Source organism: Polaribacter sp. Hel_I_88 (assembly GCF_000687935.1).
Lineage (GTDB): Bacteria > Bacteroidota > Bacteroidia > Flavobacteriales > Flavobacteriaceae > Polaribacter.
This window is the reverse complement of sequence record NZ_JHZZ01000001.1, coordinates 2,099,091-2,122,500: the sequence shown is the minus strand read 5'-3', so window position 1 is coordinate 2,122,500 and position 23,410 is coordinate 2,099,091. Positions and strand designations below refer to the sequence as shown.

Sequence of the window (23,410 nt, the reverse complement as noted above, 5' to 3'; positions counted from 1 at the left end):
CAACACCAACACAAAGCCAATAACAGAAACCTCAAAGAACTCAAACTAACCAAATCTCCGTTAGCGGGTGCAAATATACAACTCAATCACACATACACAACTATTATCTTAATTTCTTTTGAACTTTTTTTATCAACTCAAAATAAAACACTGAAAACACGATAATTATAAACTAAAAAAAATTAAAAAAAACAATTTGTATTTAAAATAAAATTCTGGTGGAACTCTATTTATGTTTATTCTATGTTAACAGAGAAGTATTAACTAATGCCTGTAAAAATTATCTAAACCTGTGTTAGGGATTGAAGCTGTTGTTTGAGCTCTTTTTTTATAGTTCCCTTATTAATCAACAATGCTAATTTAATTCAACCCAATTTTTAAAAAAATAATGATTTATAATTACAAACATAAAAAAAGCGAGTGCCTTTCGACTTCGCTCAAGATAAACTCAAAGCCCGACCACGCCTTTTTGCGGGGTAACACCCAAAAAATATTAATTATTACTCCTTATCTTCTGCTTTTATTAGATAATATTTAGCATTACAAAAAATAGAGTAATCGTTAACAAGCTATTTTAAATAATATTCATGCTAATAAATTCCAGTTTGATTAAATCTAAAACAACTTTGAAAAATCACATATTAATAAGTACATATATATATTGTGTGAAAAATTGTTTTCTAATATCTTTGCCACCTCAAATTAAATAGATTAAATGATTCATATTACTTTACCTGACGGAACTATTAAGGAGTTTGAAATAAATAGCACTCCAATGGATGTTGCTAAAAACATTAGTGAAGGGTTTGCTAGAAACGTTATTTCTGCAAACTTTAATGGAAAAACAATTGAAACCTCTACTCCACTAACCACAGATGGTTCACTAGTTTTATATACATTTAATGATGAAAATGGTAAAAAAGCTTTTTGGCATTCTTCCGCTCACGTTTTAGCTGAAGCCATTTTAAGTTTTTATCCAAAGGCAAAATTAACCATTGGGCCAGCTATTGATAACGGTTTTTATTATGATGTAGATTTGGGCGATGCTGTTATTTCTGATAAAGATTTCCCAGCTATTGAGAAGAAATTTTTAGAAATTGCTCGTGGAAAACATGAATTCTCCATTCGTCCTGTTTCTAAAGCTGATGCTTTGTCTTTATATAAGGAAGAAAATAATGAATATAAAGTTGAGTTAATTGAAAACTTAACAGATGGTGAAATTACATTTTGTGATCATAGCAACTTTACTGATTTATGTAGAGGAGGCCATATTCCTAACACAGGAATTATAAAAGCGATAAAAATAATGAGTGTTGCAGGCGCTTATTGGAGAGGAGATGAAAACAATAATCAGTTAACACGTGTTTATGGAATTAGTTTTCCAAAACAAAAAATGCTTACTGAATATTTAGAATTATTAGAAGAAGCTAAAAAAAGAGATCATAGAAAATTAGGGAAAGAATTAGAGTTGTTTACTTTTTCTCAAAAAGTTGGTGCTGGCTTACCTTTATGGTTACCAAAAGGTGCTGCTTTACGTGCTAGATTAGAAGATTTCTTAAAAGCTGCTCAGAAAAAAGCAGGTTATGAAATGGTTATGACACCACATATTGGTCAAAAGGAACTTTATGTAACTTCTGGACATTATGAGAAATATGGTGCTGATAGTTTTCAGTCGATAAAAACTCCTAAAATGGATGAAGAGTTTTTATTAAAACCTATGAATTGCCCTCATCACTGTGAAGTTTATAACTTTAAACCTTATTCTTATAAAGATTTACCAAAACGTTTTGCAGAATTTGGAACTGTTTATAGATATGAGCAAAGTGGTGAATTACATGGTTTAACTCGTGTACGAGGTTTTACACAAGATGATGCTCATATTTTCTGTACACCAGAACAATTAGATCAAGAATTTAAAGATGTAATTGATTTGGTTTTATATGTTTTTGGTTCTTTAGGATTTGAAGATTTTACTGCACAGGTTTCTATTAGAGATAAAAGTAACCCAGATAAATATATAGGTGATACAGAAACTTGGGAAATTGCAGAACAAGCAATTATAAATGCTGCAACTGATAAAGGTCTAAAATTTGTGATTGAAGAAGGTGAAGCTGCCTTTTATGGACCAAAGTTAGACTTTATGGTCAAGGATGCTTTAGGCAGAAGTTGGCAACTTGGTACGATTCAAGTAGATTATAATTTACCAAAACGTTTCGATTTGACGTATACAGGTTCAGATAATCAATCTCATAGACCAGTCATGATTCATAGAGCGCCTTTTGGTTCTATGGAACGTTTTATCGCGGTTTTACTAGAACATACAGGTGGAAATTTCCCTCTTTGGCTAACTCCAGATCAAGTTATCTTATTGCCAATCAGTGATAAATATCAAAAATATAGCGAAAAAGTTTTAGAATCGTTAGAAAATTCCGAAATTCGCGCCCTCGTAGACAACAGAAGTGAAAAAACTGGACGTAAAATACGAGACGCAGAAGTTAGCAAAGTACCATTTATGGTGATTGTTGGTGAAAAAGAAGAGCAAGATGGCACAGTTTCTGTAAGAAAACATGGTAAAGGAGATTTAGGGACTTTTACAATTGAAGAATTTATATCAATAATAAAAGCCGAAGAAAGTAAAACATTGAAGAAATTTTAAGTAAATTTGAATTTCGTAACAAAATATAGAGATTGATAAAACAATCATAAGTTAAATTTAAAAATTATAAGTCATAGCAATACGTAGAAGTAGGTCAAGAAGACCATTAAGAGTAATCAAAGAAGATCAACATAGGATTAATGAGAAAATAAAATATGTTGACGAAGTTCGTCTTGTGGGCGATAATGTAGAAGTTGGTGTATATCCTTTAGCAAAAGCAAAAGAAATAGCCAAAGAACAGGAATTAGATTTGGTTGAAATATCACCCAAAGCAAAACCACCTGTTTGTAAAATTATCGATTATAAGAAATTTTTATACGAGCAAAAGAAACGTGAAAAAGTTCTAAAATCGAAAGCCACTAAGGTTACTATTAAAGAAATTCGTTTTGGACCACAGACAGATGAGCATGATTATGAATTTAAAAAGAAACATGCTATTAAGTTTTTACAAGATGGTGCTAAATTAAAAGCATTTGTATTCTTTAAAGGACGTTCTATAATTTTTAAAGAACAAGGACAAATTTTATTATTAAAATTAGCCCAAGAATTAGAAGAATATGGTAAGGTAGAACAATTACCAAAACTGGAAGGTAAACGTATGATTATGTTTATTGCTCCAAAAAAATTGAAATAAATTCAGTTTTAAAGTTACAAGATCTAAAGTTTTTAAAAATTAGAAGTTTTTATTCAGCTACTTTTAAAGTCCAACAGGTTTGTAAACTTTACAACTCATAATAATAAGCAAGTTAAAAACGAAGGAGAAATGCCTAAAATGAAAACAAAATCTAGCGCCAAAAAACGATTTAAAGTTACTGGTACTGGGAAAATCAAAAGAAAGCACGCGTTTAAAAGTCACATCTTAACAAAGAAGTCTAAAAAACGTAAATTAAAGTTAACTCACCATACTTTAGTAGATAAAGCAGATGAGCCTAACGTTAAACTAATGCTAAACTTAAAATAAATTTAAGTTTAAAAGGGAATTTAATTATTAACCATGTAATGCAGCAATTAAATTAAATTTTAATTAAAAGTACGTTTTAAACGTCGCTTATTACAAAACACATTGAAATTATGCCAAGATCAGTAAATTCAGTAGCCTCAAGAAAAAGAAGAAAAAAAATCTTGAAGGCAGCAAAAGGTTACTTCGGACGTAGAAAAAACGTTTACACAGTAGCAAAAAATGCGGTTGAAAAAGGTATGCTTTATGCATATAGAGACCGTAAAAACAATAAGAGAAACTTCCGTTCTTTATGGATTATGCGTATAAACGCAGCAGCTCGTTTAAATGGAATGTCTTATTCTCAATTTATGGGGAAAGTAAAAGCTAATAACATCGACTTAAACCGAAAGGTTTTAGCTGACTTAGCTGTAAACAACCCAAACGCTTTTAAGGCAGTTGTAGAAAAAATAAAATAAATATAAATTACTTGCTTATAATTAAACCCAAACGTAAATGTTTGGGTTTTTTTCATAAATTTACATTATTAAAAACACTAGAATGAAATTTAAAATATTATTAATTCTTTTTTTAGCTATTAGTTTTTCAAACTTTTCTCAAGAATCAGAACCTGAAACTCAAGTACAAGAGACTGTTGAAGAAGACAACTCTTTAGAAGGACAATTTGATAAAATATACAGAATATCTACCACATACCAAGTTTATAAAGTTATTGGAAAAGACAAATATTTAGAATTGAAAAAAAATGTTTTAGATTCTCTAAAAGATGCTAAAAGTTTAATATCTGAAAAAGAAAGTCTTTTAAAAGCAGAAAGAGACAATATTAAAAGTACTAAAGATTTATTACTAAAAACACAATCTGAATTAGAGGCATCTAAAAAAAATGAGAATTCAATTTCTTTATTTGGAACTGAATTAAGTAAAACTACTTACAATCTTTTACTTTGGAGTATAATTATTGTATCTCTTTTGGCATTATTTTATTTCATATTTAAGTTCTCACAAAGCAATGTTCTTACTAAAGAAGCTAAAAATAATTTGCTAGATGTTGAACAAGAATTTGAGCAACACAGAAAAAAATCTCTAGAAAGAGAACAAAAATTAAGAAGACAACTTCAAGACGAAGTAAACAAATTAAGAAATAGTTAGTTACTATATAAAACTAGTTAGAGAATTCACTACGTATTTAAAAAAGTAATGAAATATTTATAAAAAATCGTTAGATATTATACGTTAATTATCACTTTCATAATAATAATGATATATATTTAAATGAATTTTATTTTTAGGACATTTAAGAGTATTTTCTTATCTTTTCATTTTAAAAGAATAACTACTCTAAATTTACTAAAAAATTATGAAAACCCTTTTTTATACTAGAGAATTTCCTCCTTACGTTTACGGAGGTGCAGGCGTTCATGTAGAATATCTTGCAGACGAACTCTCTAAATTGATGGATGTTGAAGTCCGATGTTTTGGAGATCAAGATTCTAAAGAAGGGAGCTTAAGTGTTAAAGGTTTTCCTTACGAAAATGAAGTTTTTAAAAATGCTGATGACAAACTAAAAGCCGTATTTCAAACGTTAAGTACAGGTTTGCACATGAATGCAGACGTTATTGATGCTGATGTTGTTCATTGCCACACTTGGTATGCACATTTTGCAGGAATTATGGCAAAGCTTTGTTATGGAATTCCCTTAGTTATTACCACACATTCTTTAGAACCTTTAAGACCTTGGAAACGTGAACAATTAGGGCGTGGTTATGACGCTTCTTCCTGGATAGAAAAAACAGCCATTGAAATGGCAGATGCACTAATTGCTGTTTCAGAAGAAACTAAAGTGGATGTTTTAAAACACTTTAATGTTGATGAAAATAAAGTAAAAGTAATTTACAATGGCATCAACCTTCAACAATATATTACTACAAAAGATTCATCAACTTTAGACGCATATAAAATTGATAAAACAAAACCTTATGTACTTTTTGTAGGAAGAATAACTAGGCAAAAAGGAATTATTCACTTGGTAAATGCTATCAAATATATAGATCCAGATACTCAAATTGTGTTATGTGCAGGTGCTCCAGATACTAAAGAAATTGGTAAAGAAATGGAAATAGCTGTTCATGAAGTTCAAAAAACACGTAACAATGTTATTTGGATTGATAAAATGGTGACTAAAAAAGAAATTATAGAATTATATTCTCATGCAGCTGTATTTTGCTGCCCATCAATTTACGAACCTTTTGGTATTATAAATATTGAAGCAATGGCCTGCAATACAGCTGTTGTTGCAAGTGCTGTTGGTGGTATTAAAGAAGTTGTTGTACATAATGAAACTGGAATTTTAGTGCCTGTTGAGCAGCAAAAAGAAGCACCATTTGAACCCGTGAATCCAGATAAATTTGCCAAAGATTTAGCAGATGGAATTAATAAAGTTATTGCAGATCCTGTGTTAAGAAAATCGATGGCAGAAAAAGGTAGAAAAAGAGTTGAAGATCATTTTGACTGGATTGCAATAGCGAAACAAGTAGAAGAATTATACAAATCATTAAAAAAATAATAAGATGATAAATAATAAAGTATTAGGAATAATTTTAGGAGGAGGACAAGGTTCAAGATTATACCCTCTAACCAAAGACAGGTCTAAACCTGCAGTACCAATTGCTGGTAAGTATAGGTTGGTAGATATTCCTATTTCTAATTGTATAAATTCGGATATTAAAAGAATGTATGTATTAACGCAATTTAATTCTGCTTCTTTAAATGCACACATCAAAAATACGTATCATTTTAGTTTTTTTAGCTCTGCTTTTGTAGATGTTTTAGCTGCAGAACAAACCATAAATAGTGATGAATGGTTTCAAGGAACTGCTGATGCTGTAAGACAAAGTATGCATCATTTTTTACAAAATGATTTTGAATATGCACTAATTCTTTCTGGCGATCAATTGTATCAAATGGATTTTAACGATATGATTAAAAAGCACGAAGAAAGTGGCGCAGAAATATCAATTGCAACCTATCCTGTTAATGCAAAAGATGCAACATCATTTGGTTTACTAAAAACAAACGAAGAAAATATTATTACTTCCTTTATAGAAAAACCAGGAGAAGAATTATTGCCAAATTGGACATCTGATGTGGGTGAAGAAATGGATAAACAAGGAAGACATTATTTAGCTTCTATGGGAATTTATATTTTTAATAGAAATTTATTAAAAAAATTAATGGAAAATCCTGACACCAATGATTTTGGTAAAGAGATTATTCCTCAAGCTATAGAAAAACATAAAACCTTAAGTTATCAATATGAAGGTTATTGGACTGATATTGGAAATATCGACTCTTTCTTTGAAGCAAATTTAGGCTTAACAGACGATGTTCCTAAATTTAATTTATACGATAGTAATGGAATTTATACAAGACCTAGAATATTACCTACCTCAAAAATATCTGGTACTATTTTAAATAAGGCTGTTATTGGTGATGGATGCATTATTCACGCAGAAAAAATTGATAGGTGTGTTATTGGTATTCGTTCAAGAATTGGTAAAAATACCTTAATTTCTAATACCTATATGATGGGTAATGACTATTATGAATCTTTACAAGATGTAGCTGACAATAAAATTGATATTATGATGGGTATTGGAGATCGATGCTATATTCATAATTGTATTGTAGATAAAAATTGTAGAATTGGCGACGATGTTAGAATTAACGGAGGAAAACATATTGCTAATATAGAAACAGACACTTATTTAGTTAAAGATGGTATTGTTGTAATTAAAAAAGATGCCACAATCCCTAAAGGAACAATCATAGGATAAAATAAAACTTATTTTTATTAAAACGAATTAAACTAAATGCAAAATCAAAGTAGAATAGTTATAGAAAATATTGCTCCACAAATAAATCAAGGAACTGTATTTATTAAACGTGTTGTAAATGAAGTTGTACATGTAACTGCAGATGTTTTAGTGGATGGACATGATGTACTGCAAGCAAGTTTATTATACAAACACGAATCAGAAAAAAAATGGTCGGAAATTAGAATGCAACCAACTTCAAACGATGGTTACATTGCTAGTTTCCAAACAACAAAACAAGGTTTTTATAGTTATAAAATTGAAGGCTGGGTAGATTATGCATTAAATTGGCAACATGGAATTGGTCGTAAAATTGACGATCATCAACATGTAAGCTCAGAATTATTAGAAGGGGCAGAATTACTTACTGCCATCTTAAAAGAAGTAACTAAAGACGATAAAGCCTATTTAACACATCTTATTAAAATTTTTAAAATTAAAGATGCCTATAACGAATCTATAAGAGAAGCAATCTCAGAAAGATTAACAAGTATTTTAAAAAATCATCCAGAAAAAATATTAACACAAAACTCCAATGAATTTGCGGTTTATGTTGATAGACTAAAAGCAAGATTTTCTACTTGGTATGAATTTTTTCCACGTTCTGCTTCAGAAACTCCAGGAAAACATGGTACGTTTAACGATTGCCATAGGTTATTGCCAAGAATAGCACAAATGGGTTTTGACACCTTGTACTTTCCTCCTATTCATCCTATTGGAGAAGTAAACAGAAAAGGAAAAAACAACACAACAGTTGCTCAAGAAGGTGATGTGGGTTCAACTTGGGGAATTGGTTCACAACATGGTGGTCATAAAGATATTCATCCAGAATTGGGTTCTTTAGATGATTTTAAAAATTTAGTTTCAGAGGCAAAAAAACAAGGAATTGAAGTTGCTATGGATTATGCTTTGCAAGCAGCTCCAGATCATCCTTGGGTACAAGAACACCCAGATTGGTTTAAATGGAGACCAGATGGAACTGTACAATATGCAGAAAATCCTCCGAAAAAATACCAAGATATTTTACCAATTTATTGGGAAACTAAAGATTACAAAAATCTTTGGCAAGAGTGTTTAGATACTTTTTTATATTGGATAGATTGTGGAATTAACGTTTTTAGAGTTGATAATCCACATACAAAACCTTATTATTTTTGGGGTTGGGTAATTGATGAAGTTAAAAAACAACATCCAGATGTGTTGTTTTTAGCAGAAGCGTTTACAAGACCAAAAGTTATGCAGCAATTAGCAAAACAAGGCTACACACAATCCTATACGTATTTTACTTGGCGAGATTCTAAACACGAATTAATTGAGTACATGAACGATTTGACAAAAACAAATCAACGTGAATATATGAGACCAAATTTTTGGCCAAATACACCAGATATCAATCCTTATCATTTACAAGGTGCTCCAGAAAGTAAATATTTACAACGCTATGCTTTAGCTGCAACATTGTCGTCTAATATCGGGATTTACGGACCTGTTTTTGAACAAATGATTGATACTCCAATTGCAGGAAAAGAAGAATATTATATGTCGGAAAAATTCCAATTGTGTAATTATGATTGGTTTAAAGAAAACAAAGTAACGTTCTTAATTTCGAGAATTAATCAAATTAGAAAAGAACACGAATCTTATCAACAAACTAATAATATTCAGTTTTTAGAAACAGGTAATGATCAAATTATTGCTTTTTATAAGTGGAATGATGAAAGGACTAACGAAACATTAACCATTATTAGTTTAGATGCTTATAATGGGCAAGCTGGTTCAGTTCAATTACCATTAAATGAATTACGAGTTCCTCATGGTCATAAAGTTGAAGTTGTAGATTTAATCACCAGAAACTCTTACAATTGGTATAATGAGTGGAATTATGTGGAATTACACCCAACTTTACCATTTCATATTTTTAAAATCAATAAATAATGACAGAAAAAACAATTACAAATACTGATGTTTCTATATTTTCATGTAATAAAAAATGGGAAGAATTAATAGAAGATAAAAATTTTGTAACCGTTTTTTTATCAGACATTTTAGAGGAATATATTCAAAAACAACGTTGGTTTGGTGGTAAATCTAGCAAACTAAAATATATTGAGTTAAGCGAATATTTTAGAATTCAACAAGATGATGAAGTTTATTTTGGTTTAATTTTAGAAGTAAATTTTATAGAAGCTTTTTATCATCATTATTTTTTACCAATCGCATTTGTTTCTGACGTAAGTTTTGCAACAGAAAACAGAATTTTACCCATAAAACTAAAAGATCAAAAAGGATATATTATAGATGCAATGCACTTAGAATCTTTTAGAAAAGTGGTATATCAAAGAATAAGTTCTGCTTTACCTATTGATAAAACGCCTGTGCAATATCATAAAACTGAAGATTTTAAATTCCCAGAATATCAATCATCAAGATTTATGGGTGTGGAACAAAGCAACACATCTATTATTTATAATGATGCTTTTATCTTAAAATTTTTTAGAAGAATATATGCTGATAAAAATCCAGACTATGAAATGAGTAGGTTTTTATCACACACAAAAGAATTTAAACAAACGCCTCCGTATTTAGGCAGTATTAATATTATAGATTCAGAAAACACCAATATTACGATTGGTTTAATGCAAAAATTAGTGCCCAACAATGGGGATGCTTGGGAGTATTTCTTGAAAGAATTACGCATAATTTTTAAAGACATAGACACTAAAAAAATTGCTTTCGAAGACTTGCCTGATATTACCATTTTTGAACGAAGAAAAATTGTAGATCTACCTCCTAAAATAGTAGACTGGGTAGGTTTAAATTTATTAAATAAAGTAGAATTATTAGCCAAAAGAACAGCAGAAATGCATGTAGCACTAGGCTCTGAATTTTCGGATACTGCTTTTACTCCTGCTTATTTTAATGGAGATTATACTGTTTGGCTAAAAAACAGATTAACTTATCAATTTCAAAACAGATTAAATTTAACGGAAAACAACCTTTATAAGTTAAAAGGTTATGCTTTACAATTGGCTAAAGAATTTTTAGAAAATAAAAATAGCATTCGTAAAAGATTGGTAAATTTTGATTGGACCAAACTAAAAGGTGAACGAATTCGTATTCATGGAGATTATCACTTAGGGCAAATTTTAGTGCAAGATGATGATTTTTGCATCCTAGATTTTGAAGGAGAACCTGAAAGTACCATTAGAGATCGTAAAGTAAAACAGCCTCCTTTAAAAGATGTTGCTGGTTTATTTCGTTCTTTTCATTATGCTATTTATGCAACTATTTTTAGTCATCAAAAAGAATATCAACAAGAGCAAGAAGAATTATTTAAGTATGCAGAATTACTATACAAATATTTTGTAGCCGTTTTTTTAGAAACCTACAGAACAGTAACACAAGAAAATAATTTATCTATTGGTTACACAAACGAAAGAGTATATTTATTAAAATATTGCTTATTAGAAAAAGCAATTTACGAGTTAGGTTACGAACTAAATTCAAGACCTAAATGGACAATTATTCCCTTAAAAGGAATAGCAAACATTATGAATTCATAAATTTATGGCACAAACAATAGCACACAGTCTTTTTACAGAATTTGATATTAACTTATTTAAAGGAGGAAAACATTATCGATTATATGAAAAATTTGGATCGCACATTATTACAGTAGATGGTGTTGAAGGAACCTATTTTGCAGTTTGGGCTCCAAGTGCAAAATCAGTATCTGTGATTGGCGATTTTAATTATTGGTTAGAAGGAGAACATCAATTAAATGTACGTTGGGATGGAAGTGGCGTTTGGGAAGGCTTTATTCCAGGTGTAACAAAAGGGGCTATTTATAAGTATAAAATAAGAAATACTAGTAACAATGTAACTACAGAAAAAGCAGATCCTTTTGCAAGAAGATGTGAGCATCCACCAAAAACAGCTTCGCAAGTTTGGGAAGATGATTACCAATGGAAAGATAAAAAATGGATGAAAAACAGAAAGAAAAATAATGCGTTAGATGCGCCTTATGCTGTTTATGAAGTCCATTTAGGCTCTTGGAAAAAGCAAATTGACGAAAATAGATTTTTAAGTTATAGAGAATTAGCAGACGATTTAGTAAAATATGTAAAAGACATGAATTTTACGCACGTAGAATTTATGCCAATTATGGAATATCCTTATGACCCAAGTTGGGGTTATCAATTAACAGGCTATTTTGCACCAACATCTCGTTTTGGATATCCAGATGATTTTAAATTTTTGGTTGATAAATTTCACGAAGCTGGTATTGGAGTTTTGTTAGACTGGGTTCCATCGCATTTTCCTTCAGATGACCATGGTTTGGGATTCTTTGATGGCTCTCATTTATACGAACATCCAGATAGACGAAAAGGCTATCATCAAGATTGGAAAAGTTTAATTTTTAATTACGGAAGAAACGAAATAAAAGCATTTTTAATTAGTAACGCCATTTTTTGGTTAGACCAATATCATGCAGATGGTTTACGAGTAGATGCTGTAGCATCCATGTTATTTTTAGATTATTCCAGAGAAGATGGTGAATGGGAACCAAATATGTTTGGAGGAAATGAATATTTAGAAGCGATCGATTTTATCAAAGAAATGAATGCTGCTGTGTATGAATCTTTTCCAGATGTACAAACTATTGCAGAAGAATCTACCTCATTTTCGAAAGTTTCTAGACCAATTTACGATGGTGGTTTAGGTTTTGGTATGAAATGGATGATGGGTTGGATGCACGATACTTTGGGCTATTTTCAAAAACCAACTGAGTATAGAAAATATCATCAAAATGAATTAACTTTTGGTTTAAATTACGCGTTTTCAGAAAACTTTATGTTGCCACTTTCTCATGATGAAGTTGTGTATGGTAAAAAATCAATAGCGAATAAAATGCCTGGTGATGAGTGGCAAAAATTTGCAAACTTACGTTTGCTATATAGTTTTATGTATACACATCCAGGAACAAAATTGTTATTTCAAGGAAGTGAATTTGGCCAAACATCTGAATGGAATTTTGAAGGTAGCTTAGATTGGCATTTGTTAGCATATGATGTCCATACAGGAGCACAAAGTTTAGTGAAAGATTTGAATAAATTTTACAGCAAAGAACCAGCTTTACATCAAAAACAATTTTCGCATGAAGGTTTTGAATGGATAGATCATGGAGATCATCAAAATTGTATCATGACGTATATTAGAAAAGGTAAAAATGAAAAAGATAATATAATTATTGTCTTAAATTTAACTCCAGTTCCAAGAGAAAACTACAGAATTGGGTTGCCTAAAGCAGGAACTTTAAAACAAGTTTTTAATAGTGATGACAAAAAATATTACGGAACAAATAATTATAAAAATACAAAATTAACATCCGAGGAAAAAGAATGGAACAATAGAAAAAACTCTATTGAATTAAATTTACCACCTTTAGGAATGTTGGCTTTTAAATTTAAATAATACTGCATATTTTCTTACAAGGAAAAGTATTTCCTTGTAAGATATTTGCAATAAAAAGGGACTATTTTTTTATACTTCACAATAAATAAGATACTTTTTAAGACTTTGAAAATTATCTTATTAATCTTTAAAAGAAATCCTATTTAATTAATATTTAAATAAATAAGCAATATTTTTGCAATCGCAATAAAAAAATTTTAAAAATTATCAATTTTAATAATTTGATAATTTTTTCGATTATATAAGTTTAAAAAACAAACAAATTATGATTGTTAATACTGAATTAGAACAAAAAGGGAATTTATTCCCAACTGAAATAGTTGACTATAGAAAAGACGTAGATACTTTATATTTTACAACAAAAAACAATGTTATTTTACAAGTAACTGTTGTTAGAGATAGTGTTATTAGATTTCGATACGCAACTTCTGGAAAATTTGAAAACGACTTTTCATACGGAGTTACCATTCACGCATCAAGAGGTTATAGCTTCTTAAAAATAATTGAAGAAGATAAACATTATGTTATAAAAACATCAAAATTAATCTGTAAAGTAGAAAAATTAAGTTTACAAGTTAGTTTATATGATGCTATTGATAACAAATTAATTAATGAAGATGAGATTGGTTTTCATTGGGAAGAAAGCTATGAATTTGGTGGAGACATTGTAAAAATGAGTAAAACTTGCCAAAAAGCAGAAAGCTTTTATGGTTTAGGAGACAAGCCTGTAGAAGTAAATATGAAAGGAAAGCGTTTTGAAAACTGGGCTACAGATTCATACGCTTTTGGTAAAAACACAGATCCTATTTACAAGGCCATTCCTTTTTATACTGCTATTCAAGATAATAAATCTTATGGAATTTTCTTCGATAATACTTTTAAAAGCTCTTTTGATTTTGCACACGAAAGAAGAAATGTAACTAGTTTTTGGGCACAAGGAGGTGAAATGAATTACTATTTCATTTACGGGCCAAAAATGGAAGATGTTGTTAAAAATTATACAGATTTAACAGGAAAACCTCACAATATGCCTCCACTTTGGGCTTTAGGTTTTCATCAATGTAAATGGAGTTATTATCCAGAAAGCAATGTAAAAGAAGTTACTAGAACATTTAGAGATTTACAAATTCCTTGTGATGCCATTTATTTAGACATCGATTATATGGATGGCTTTAGATGTTTTACTTGGGATAAAAATTATTTTCCTGACCCAAAAAGAATGGTTCAAGAATTAGAAGATGATGGTTTTAAAACGGTAGTAATCATAGATCCAGGAATTAAAATTGATTTAGAATACGATGTTTTTAAAGAAGCGCTAGATAAAGATTATTTCTGTAAACGTGCAGATGGCCCATATATGAAAGGTAAAGTTTGGCCAGGAGAATGTTATTTTCCAGATTATACAAAACTAGAAGTTAGAGAATGGTGGTCTGGTTTATTTAAAGAATTGATAGAAGATATTGGTGTAAAAGGTGTTTGGAATGATATGAACGAGCCAGCTGTAATGGATGTTCCTAACAAGTCTTTTCCAAATGATGTACGTCATGATTATGATGGAAATCCTTGTTCTCATAGAAAAGCGCATAATATTTATGGAACACAAATGGCACGTGCAACCTATCATGGTTTAAAGAAATATGCGTATCCAAAAAGACCTTTTGTAATTACAAGATCTGCTTATTCTGGTGCACAAAGATATACATCAACTTGGTTTGGAGATAATGTTGCCACTTGGGAACATTTAGCAATTGCAAACAACCAAGCTCAAAGAATGGCAATGTCTGGGTTTTCTTTTGCTGGATCTGACATTGGTGGTTTTGCAGAACAACCTCAAGGAGAATTATTTGCAAGATGGATTCAATTAGGTGTTTTTCACGCTTTTTGTAGAGTGCATTCTTCTGGAGATCATGGAGATCAAGAGCCTTGGGTTTTTGGTGAAGAAATTACTGGTATCGTTAGAAAATTCGTTGAATTAAGATATCAATTATTACCTTATTTGTATACTGCTTTTTGGAATCATATTAATAATGGTACTCCTATTTTAAAATCTTTGGTATTATTTGATCAAGAAGATGTACATACACATTATAGAAGTGATGAGTTTGTTTATGGAGAACATATTTTAGTTTGTCCAATTCAAGAACCAAACGCAAAAGGAAGAAGAATGTATATTCCTAGAGGTAATTGGTATAACCTTTGGACAGATGAAGTTGTGGAAGGTGGAAAGGAAATGTGGGTAAATGCTGAATTAGATAGCATGCCAATTTTTATCAAAGAAGGTGCTGTAATTCCTAAATATCCAGTACAACAATATGTTGGGGAAAAGGATTTTGATGAAGTAACTTTAGATGTTTATTTTAAATTAGGAAAAGAAAAATCTGAATTATATGATGATGCTCATGATGGGTATGATTATAAAAAAGGAAGATATAGTTTACGTAATTTTAAGTTAACAGGTAAAAAGAACGAGTTTATTTTACAACAGTTTAAAGAAGGTACTTACAATGCTCCTTATACTAAATTTAAAATTGTTTTACACAATTTACCTTTTGCTATAACATCTATTCAAATTGATAATGTGGAAGTAGAATTAGATAAATCTAGTTCAGATACTTCTCAATGTATTACTGTTGATAAAGAATTTACTGAATTACATTTATTTGGTAAATAACATAAAAACAATGCAATATTCAAAAAGCCTTTCTGAAAACAGAAAGGCTTTTTAAATTTATCATAATAATTTTGAGTTAAAATGTTAACTCTTGCTTTGCACTTTTTTATTGTCTTTATTCGATTTCATTGCCCAAGCTATTAAAGCAACTTCTGTTAAAAGTAATGCTATTTTTAGTTTTTTATTTTTACTTACTGCAGCTGTTAAACCTAATAATGTTGTAGCAATCATAATGTGTAGTTTTTGTTCACTCAAAAATACTACAATATCAATACTTTAATTACTTCAAATCATTTAGAAAATAACTCAAATAAATTAGTTAGAGATTTACATCATTAAAATTTATAAAAAAATCCAGCTTAAAAGCTGGATTTTTGTACTTATTTCAACATTTGAAGGTTATTAACTTCTAAGTTTGTGAGTTCTCTCCATCTACCTCTAGGTAAATTTTTCTTGGTTAATTCAGCAAAAATAACTCTATCTAGTTTGTTTACTTTGTAGCCCACATGTTCAAATATTTTACGAACAATTCTATTTCTACCAGAATGAATTTCAATTCCGACCTCTGTCTTTGGTTCTCCATTTACATAAGAGATAGCGTCTATAAATACTTTTTTACCTTCAATTACAACTTCTCCTCGTAGTTTTTCTAAATCTTTTAATTCTAGTTTTCTATCTAAAGAAGCATGGTATAATTTACGAACATTATGTTTTGGATGTGTTAATTTTTTGGCCAAATCACCATCATTGGTAAACATTAACAAACCAGTTGTGTTTCTATCTAAACGTCCAACAGGATAAATACGCTCTTTAGATGCATTTGCAATCAACTCCATAACTGTTTTTCGACCACGATCATCTTCCATGGTTGTAATGTAGTTTTTTGGCTTATTTAGCAAAACATATCTTTTTTGTTCTGGTGTAATTGAAGTTCCATCAAAACGAACAATATCATCAGGTTGCACTTTGTAACCCATTTCTGTAACTAACTTTCCATTTACCTCTACACTTCCATGTTCTATATACGTATCTGCTTCTCTACGTGAGCAAATTCCAGAATTGGCAATGTATTTGTTTAAACGGATTCCTGAAGATTCATCAGAAATTTTATTTGGAGTAATTTTTTTGAATTCCTTTTTTACAACTTTTTTGTCTAAAGGTTTTCTATTAAGCGGTTTTTTGCTTTGTGGCTTTCTGCTTAAAGGTGTACTTTTTTTACCATCTTGTCGTCTTCTCGACGAGTTTTTATTTGATTCCATTATTAAAATTTTTGCAAAGGTACTCAAATTGCAAATTAATTCAATCTCTCAATTACTTTTTCTAATAATAAAGAAGTATCAATAAAAACAAGACAAAAAACACCAATTAAAAGTAATATTTTTAATACGTTGTGTAAAAATCGGTATTGATTTCTTTCTCTTGATTTCCATAGGAAAAAAGCTAAAAACAAAAGCGTCACCAAAGCTAAATAAAAATAATACTTCATATAACTTAAAGCTGGATATTGGAACAGAAAAAAAATTGGAACTAAAGTTAAAAATAATAGTAAAATAGAAAGTTGTTTTGTTTTTTTCTCACCATATACAATCGGAAACGTATCATAATTATTAGCAATGGCACCTTTCATATTCTGTAAATCTTTGATTAATTCTCGAACCATAATCACTAAAAACAAAAAAATAGCATGGATGAAAATAATTTCTGAAAAGTTTTTGTAATACACAAAAATAACAAAGAATGGCATTAATGTTAAGGAAGTTGCAGTAATTAAGCCAGTAAATGGATATTTTTTAAGTTTATGAGAATAGAACCAAATACCAAAAATATACACTGCAAAAAATAAACCTGCTCTCCAAGAAACAAAAAAACCAAAAAGAAAACCAACAAAATTCAGAAAAAAATAAAGTCTTAACTTCGTTTCTTGACGCACATAATTATCCAACCCTGTTTTTAAAGGCCTGTTTATTCTATCTACTTTATCATCATAAAAATTATTGATGATATACCCAGCTGCAACCACGCAAACAGTGGCTAAAACTATATAATGTAAATGAAGATCATAAATTATATATGGGATAGATTTTTCTGGAGAAAAAATAAAAATAGACGCTAAATATTGTGCAAAGATTAAAACAAGAATGTTGTAACCTCTAACAACAGATATTAAACTGAATGTTTTTTTTAGAAACGTCTTCATTTTTGGAAGAACTCATAAGAAAAATTCATTAGAATCTATAGACTAGCTCTAATTTATAATCTTTTAAACTTTCTTGTGCTTTTTTATAGTCTTCTGTAAAACCTAAAATATAGCCTCCACCACCTGAACCACAAAGCTTTAGATAATAATCGTTTGTTGCAATTCCATTTTCCCAAACTTTATGAAAAGCATCAGGAATCATTGGTTTAAAATTCTTTAAAACTACTTTTGATAAACTTTTTACGTTACCAAATAAAGATTTTACATCACCTTGTAGAAAGTTTTCGATACAAGCATCTGTGTGCAAAGCAAATTCTTCGCTAATCATTTTTCTAAACCCTTCGTTTTTCATCTTGTTCATAAAGATGTTTACCATAGGTTCAGTTTCACCAACTTGTTCAGAATCTAATAAAAACACAGCTCCTTTTCCTCTTTTTTGAGATGGAATTCCTGCTGGCTCTATATTTTCTTTTGAATTTATTAAAATTGGCAAACTTAAATAAGAATTTAAAGGATCTAAACCAGAACTTTTTCCGTGAAAAAAAGATTCCATTAAAGAAAAGATTTCCTTTAATTTTAATAACTTTTCTCTGGTTAAATTCTCTAAAACTGTAATTTTATCAGCAGCATATTCATCATAAATAGAAGCTACTAAAGCACCAGAACTACCTACTCCATATCCTTGTGGAATAGAAGAATCAAAGTACATTCCTTTATCTAAGTCCTTTTTAAAAGCTGCTAAGTTAAAAGAAACAATGTCTGAATTTAAATTAGAAATATAGGTGTAAAATTTATATAAATTTTCGTTTGATTTTTTTGAAATCCCTTCTAAATTTTTTGAAGTTTTTAAAGCGCCTCTATACGCATTAAATGGAATTGCTAAACCTTTAGAATCTTTAATAATTCCATATTCTCCAAATAATAAAATTTTAGCATAAAAAAGTGGTCCTTTCATTTTCTTTTTCGATATATATAACAAAAATACAAATAAATAATTAATTGGTAATTGGTTATGAATAGTTTGAAACTATTTTATTATAAAGTTTTGCAAAAAAAGCACTTAAAACTAATCGTTTTTATAATAGGTTTTCCAAACACCAACTTTCTCACCATTATTGTATTTCCCTTTCTCTTTTATTTTTCCGTTTTTGTAATAGGTTTTCCAAATGCCATCTTTTTCTCCATCTTTGTAACGCCCATCAGTCATTAATTCTCCACTTTCGTAATACATAGAAAACTTGCCTTCTGGTTTTCCCTTTAAAGTAGCAACTTCCTTTGCTTTTTTACCAGAAATATAGTAATCTATTATCCATTCATTTTTCGTTTTTTGTGATGATATTGCACGATAATAAACTGCATTCTCTTTTGTTGTAACATTCCAATTTGCATCAAAATAAACCTTTTCTTGTGCACTTGAAACAAAAGAGAAAAGTATACAAATCAATAAAATAAAACCTAATTTTTTCATCATATTAAATATTAAAACTGTTTTGCACCAAAACCAACTTGATCATAAATATATTGATTATTATCACAAAAAACAGCTAACTCATTATCTATAAACTTATTAATACTATGTTTTTCATTTTCTGGATACAAAATATGCACATTGGCACCAGCATCTAACGTGAAACAAATATTGCTATTTTTTTCTTGGCGATATTCCCAAATTCTGTTGATAATTTCCAACGTGTTTGGTTTCATCAAAATAAAATATGGATTGCTTGTTAACATCATGGCATGCAAAGTCAAGGCTTCACTTTCTACTAAATTGATAAATTCTTTGATATTTCCTTCTTGAAGTATTGTAGACATTTTTGCCAAATTTTCATTGGCTTGGATAAATCTATTTTCGGCAAAAGGATGATCAATCATTAAGTTATGACCAATAGTGCTTGAAACTTGTTTTTCACCTTTATCAACTAATAAAATTACATCTTGATAATTTTCGAAAATTGAGTGCACTTTATAAGGAAATTTAACACCAAACAAATCTGAACTTCCTTCAATTTCTGGATGATTTCCCCAAACCACTAAAGGACCTTCTATACTTCTACTTGCTGAGCCTGAACCTAATCTTGCTAAAAAAGATGCTTTTTTATTGATGAATTCTGCTGATAAGTTTGATGAAATTTCACTCTCCAAACTCATTAAACATCTTGCAATTGCAGACAGACCACTTGCAGAAGAAGCTATTCCACTTGAATGTGGAAAAGAATTCTCTGAATGAATCGTCATTTTGTACTCATAGATATATGGACAATATTCTTGAACCCGTTTAAAAAATTCTGCAATTTTTGGCTTGAATTCCTCTTTTGGTTTTCCTTCAAAAAACAAATCAAAATCCACAGTTTTAGATGCTGAATCAAGTTCAGCGTTCGATTTTCTTTGAAAATCGATACTCGTATTTGTATGACAATTATTTAGCGTAAAACTAATCGAAGCATTTTTTGGGATTTGAGGATTGCTCTTTCCCCAATATTTTACCAAAGCAATATTACTTGGAGTTTGCCACTTAAAGGTAGCTTTATCAATATAATCTAATGTCGATTTTACTAAAAATTGATCTGTATTCAAAGTCTATATGTTTAAATAACAAAGATAAAGTTAAAACTATACTTCTGCTAATTTTTGCAAAACGGATTCTTTATAACTTCTACTAATTGGCAATGCTTTTTGATTAATTTCAATAAATTCGTTGGTGTAAGAATTTATTTTTCTAAACGAGATGATAAACGATCTATGAATTCTGATAAACTTTTTAGCGGGTAATTTTTCTTCTAAATTACTGATGGTTTCTCGAATAACAATTGTTTTTTCTGTGGTAAATATTTTAACGTAATCGCTTAAACTTTCAATATATAAAATATTTTGAAAATCAATTTTAACCATTTTTCTATCTGCTCTTACAAACATAAAATCGTTATCATTTTCTAAAGTTTCATGGATTGTAACTTTTTGAACGGCTTGTAAAAATCGATCAAAAGAAATGGGTTTCAACAAATAATCTACCACATTTAAATTAAAACCATCTACTGCATAATCTCTGTAAGCTGTTGTAAAAATTATTTGTCCTTTATTATTAATAATTTTAGCCAAACTTAAACCATTAATTTCTGGCATATTAATGTCTAAAAAAAACAAATCAGCTTCATTATCTTGCAGAAATAAAATTGCTTCACTAGGATTTTTACAACTTTCTAACAATTCTAAATTAGGTGATTTATCAATGTAAGAAGCTATAATTTCTCTAGCCATTGGTTCATCATCAACAATAACACACTTTAATTTATTCATCATTTTTTTTGGTGATTTTCAAATTGACTTTAAACACATTATCTTCTTGTAAAATTTCTAAAAAATAGTCTTTTTGATACAACATTTCTAATCTCTTTTTTATGTTCTCTAAACCAATTCCTTTTTTAGAATTTTCCTTTTTTATTGAAGAATTTTCAATCGTAAAATTCAATTCATTTTCATCAACCTTTAAATTTATAGTTACCTCTACAACTCCATTTATTTGTGATCCATGTTTAAAAGCATTTTCTACAAAAGGCAATAATAACATTGGTGAAATTTCAAAAACCTCAATATCTATATTCTTATTAAAAGTGATTCCCAAACCTTCTTGAAAGCGCGATTTTTCTAGAGAAATATAATCTTCAATATGGGTAATTTCATCTTGTAAATGCACCAAAGGCTTATCAACTTGATATAAAATATAATCTAACAAGCTAGATAATTTTAAAATCATTTCTGGTGCTTGGTCAGATTTTTTCAGGGCAAAACCATACAAGGTATTTAAGGTATTAAACAAAAAATGCGGATGAATTTGCATCTTTAAAAATTGTAACTCCTGCTCTTTTAGTTGCAATTTGGTTTGTAAAAACTTGTTTTCTAAAGTCTTTTTTTCTTCTAACGATTTAAAATTATGCTTTAGAATTTTGAATGCACTTGCCAAAACAATAATTAACAAAACACACACTAAAATTACACCAGAATTCTTAGTTAATCCTGGCATTTTTTGATATTCCAAATTATAGAAAAACACGAAACCAAAAACTACAGTCATTAATACAGCACAAACAATAAAAACACATGCATAAAAGGTGTATAAAACAAAAAGCTTCTGTTTTTTAACAATTAAAAAATTAGGAATTAAATGATATACAAATACGTAAGAAGAAACGATTGCAATTAGACTTAATAATGTAGAAAACCAAAAAATAAAGTTCTCGTTTGAAGAGCCTACACTAAAAAAACTAGAAAAGAAAAACCAAACCACAACCCAAAAAAGAAGGTGTAAAAAGGCTTTCTTTAAAATTTTAATAATTATTTTAGTCATCTTTACAAATTAACTCATTTTATAATTTATTTAGAGTAAAAATAGACGAAATACCAAATTAAAGCGTGATTCTACTGTTTTTAAAGAGAAAATTATAAAAACACAATATTTGTTAAAACCCAAACCAAATTGGTAATTGGTCGCTAAAATAGTTTTAGAAACTATGTATCAAATACTTTAGCAACATAATCTTAAAACACATATTATGAATTTTATTATGGATGGTGGACCAGTTTTTATGGTTCCTTTATTAGCTTTATTAATTGTTATTATTATTTTATTTGCAAAAGGAATTAAGAAAAATACCGAAAAAACTCACAAACTCATTAATTCTTTGGCATTATTTTCCTTCGTATTTGGAGTTTTAGGTTTTATAATTGGGCTTTTGGGTGCACTAAATGCAATTTCGATAAATAGCAAAACTTTTTCTCCAGAAATTTTGGCTAGCGGATTAAAAATTGGACTTCTCTCTCCTACTTTTGGAATGGTGATTTTTCTAATTGGTAAACTATTCTCAATTATTCTTACTTGGAAAAAGTAATCGTAAAACTTTATGTTAGTTAATGAAAAGCATCATTTCTAAAATTAGAACTGATGCTTTTTTGTTTGTATTTTTGTCAACAATGAAAACCAAAAAAGTTTTTTTATTATTAAATGGTGAAACTCCAAACGAAGTTCCAAACACATCAAATTATGATATGATTTGTGCAACTGATGGCGCTTATCAATATTTAAAAAAACACAATATTATTCCTAATTTTATTGCTGGCGATTTTGATTCCATACAAGAAATCCCAAAAGAAATTGAAGTGATACAAACGCCCAATCAAGATTTTACCGATTTTGATAAAATATTGCAAATCTTGTTTGATAAGGGTTTCAAACATATTGATGTTTTTGGAGCAAGTGGAAAAGAGCAAGATCATTTTTTAGGGAATTTACACACTGCAATTCAGTTTAAAGAAAAACTTAAACTTACTTTTATTGATAATCATAGTCGTTATTTTTTAGCTGATAAAAGCACGAAAATACCAGATTGTAAAGACAAAGTTGTGTCTTTAATTCCGTTTCCAAAAGCCACAAATATTGTTACTCAAGGTTTGGAGTATCAATTAGATAAAGAAGATTTGGTTTTTGGCAAAAGAATTGGAACTAGAAATAAAGGTATTCAAGATACAGTTAGAATTATTTTTGAAACTGGTGAATTGTTCATATTTATCAACCATACATAAAAAA

General features: G+C 29.3%; 21 protein-coding genes. 13 read left to right on the top strand and 8 right to left on the bottom strand.

The genetic code is table 11. The annotated features are described in order from the left end of the window. The first annotated feature begins 715 nt into the window (after positions 1-715). From thrS to P161_RS0109475, 11 genes are all read left to right on the top strand, one after another. Positions 716-2,656, top strand: a complete 1,941-nt coding sequence (thrS, locus tag P161_RS0109525; RefSeq protein ID WP_026776778.1) for a threonine--tRNA ligase — start codon at positions 716-718, stop codon at positions 2,654-2,656. 115 nt (positions 2,657-2,771) lie between these two features. After that, on the top strand, positions 2,772-3,290 hold the full coding sequence (gene infC / locus P161_RS0109520; RefSeq protein WP_081817015.1) for a translation initiation factor IF-3: 519 nt from the start codon (positions 2,772-2,774) through the stop codon (positions 3,288-3,290). A 129-nt stretch (positions 3,291-3,419) separates the two neighbouring features. After that, positions 3,420-3,617, top strand: a complete 198-nt coding sequence (rpmI, locus tag P161_RS0109515) for a 50S ribosomal protein L35 (protein WP_026776776.1) — start codon at positions 3,420-3,422, stop codon at positions 3,615-3,617. A 110-nt stretch (positions 3,618-3,727) separates the two neighbouring features. Then, positions 3,728-4,072: a 50S ribosomal protein L20 gene (gene rplT / locus P161_RS0109510; protein ID WP_026776775.1), complete on the top strand. Its 345-nt coding sequence runs from the start codon at positions 3,728-3,730 to the stop codon at positions 4,070-4,072. Positions 4,073-4,154: 82 nt separating this feature from the next. Further along, complete coding sequence (locus P161_RS0109505; protein ID WP_026776774.1) at positions 4,155-4,763, top strand: hypothetical protein; 609 nt, start codon at positions 4,155-4,157, stop codon at positions 4,761-4,763. A gap of 208 nt (positions 4,764-4,971) precedes the next feature. After that, on the top strand, positions 4,972-6,177 hold the full coding sequence (gene glgA / locus P161_RS0109500) for a glycogen synthase (protein WP_026776773.1): 1,206 nt from the start codon (positions 4,972-4,974) through the stop codon (positions 6,175-6,177). A gap of 4 nt (positions 6,178-6,181) precedes the next feature. Beyond that, positions 6,182-7,447, top strand: a complete 1,266-nt coding sequence (locus P161_RS0109495) for a glucose-1-phosphate adenylyltransferase (protein ID WP_026776772.1) — start codon at positions 6,182-6,184, stop codon at positions 7,445-7,447. A 36-nt stretch (positions 7,448-7,483) separates the two neighbouring features. Continuing rightward, a complete protein-coding gene (locus P161_RS0109490; protein ID WP_026776771.1) occupies positions 7,484-9,421 on the top strand; it encodes an alpha-1,4-glucan--maltose-1-phosphate maltosyltransferase in 1,938 nt (645 codons plus the stop codon). Continuing rightward, a complete protein-coding gene (locus P161_RS0109485; RefSeq protein ID WP_026776770.1) occupies positions 9,421-11,049 on the top strand; it encodes a trehalose synthase in 1,629 nt (542 codons plus the stop codon). The genes P161_RS0109490 and P161_RS0109485 overlap by 1 nt, the downstream gene beginning before the upstream one ends. A 4-nt stretch (positions 11,050-11,053) precedes the next feature. Then, positions 11,054-12,961, top strand: coding sequence for a 1,4-alpha-glucan branching protein GlgB (glgB, locus tag P161_RS0109480; protein WP_026776769.1), 1,908 nt, complete (start codon positions 11,054-11,056; stop codon positions 12,959-12,961). Positions 12,962-13,226: 265 nt separating this feature from the next. Then, the gene (locus P161_RS0109475) at positions 13,227-15,632 is read left to right on the top strand and encodes a glycoside hydrolase family 31 protein (RefSeq protein ID WP_026776768.1); all 2,406 of its coding nucleotides are present in this window, start codon (positions 13,227-13,229) and stop codon (positions 15,630-15,632) included. Between the two features lie 84 nt (positions 15,633-15,716). On the opposite strand, the gene P161_RS19495 is transcribed toward P161_RS0109475, so the two are convergent. The 8 genes from P161_RS19495 to P161_RS0109435 all read right to left on the bottom strand — a co-directional run bounded on the left by P161_RS19495 (position 15,717) and on the right by P161_RS0109435 (position 22,174). Continuing rightward, the gene (locus P161_RS19495; RefSeq protein WP_155810451.1) at positions 15,717-15,863 is read right to left on the bottom strand and encodes a hypothetical protein; all 147 of its coding nucleotides are present in this window, start codon (positions 15,861-15,863) and stop codon (positions 15,717-15,719) included. A 149-nt stretch (positions 15,864-16,012) separates the two neighbouring features. Further along, complete coding sequence (locus P161_RS0109465) at positions 16,013-16,891, bottom strand: pseudouridine synthase (protein ID WP_026776767.1); 879 nt, start codon at positions 16,889-16,891, stop codon at positions 16,013-16,015. A 35-nt stretch (positions 16,892-16,926) separates the two neighbouring features. Beyond that, complete coding sequence (locus P161_RS0109460) at positions 16,927-17,829, bottom strand: geranylgeranylglycerol-phosphate geranylgeranyltransferase (RefSeq protein WP_026776766.1); 903 nt, start codon at positions 17,827-17,829, stop codon at positions 16,927-16,929. Positions 17,830-17,857: 28 nt separating this feature from the next. Further along, positions 17,858-18,784, bottom strand: a complete 927-nt coding sequence (locus tag P161_RS0109455; RefSeq protein ID WP_026776765.1) for a mevalonate kinase — start codon at positions 18,782-18,784, stop codon at positions 17,858-17,860. Between the two features lie 111 nt (positions 18,785-18,895). Then, a complete protein-coding gene (locus P161_RS19100; RefSeq protein WP_081817014.1) occupies positions 18,896-19,300 on the bottom strand; it encodes a toxin-antitoxin system YwqK family antitoxin in 405 nt (134 codons plus the stop codon). Between the two features lie 8 nt (positions 19,301-19,308). After that, positions 19,309-20,406, bottom strand: a complete 1,098-nt coding sequence (locus tag P161_RS0109445) for a diphosphomevalonate/mevalonate 3,5-bisphosphate decarboxylase family protein (RefSeq protein ID WP_026776763.1) — start codon at positions 20,404-20,406, stop codon at positions 19,309-19,311. A 36-nt stretch (positions 20,407-20,442) separates the two neighbouring features. Then, positions 20,443-21,129 (bottom strand): LytTR family DNA-binding domain-containing protein, encoded by a 687-nt coding sequence (locus tag P161_RS0109440; protein WP_026776762.1) that lies wholly within the window; start codon positions 21,127-21,129, stop codon positions 20,443-20,445. Next, a complete protein-coding gene (locus P161_RS0109435) occupies positions 21,119-22,174 on the bottom strand; it encodes a sensor histidine kinase (protein ID WP_026776761.1) in 1,056 nt (351 codons plus the stop codon). The genes P161_RS0109440 and P161_RS0109435 overlap by 11 nt, the downstream gene beginning before the upstream one ends. Positions 22,175-22,379: 205 nt before the next feature. On the opposite strand from P161_RS0109435, the gene P161_RS0109430 reads away from it, so the two are divergent. Then, on the top strand, positions 22,380-22,715 hold the full coding sequence (locus P161_RS0109430; protein ID WP_026776760.1) for a hypothetical protein: 336 nt from the start codon (positions 22,380-22,382) through the stop codon (positions 22,713-22,715). Between the two features lie 22 nt (positions 22,716-22,737). Beyond that, entirely contained in the window at positions 22,738-23,406 is a 669-nt protein-coding gene (locus P161_RS0109425; protein WP_231494724.1) for a thiamine diphosphokinase, read from the top strand. The last annotated feature ends 4 nt before the right edge of the window (positions 23,407-23,410 follow it).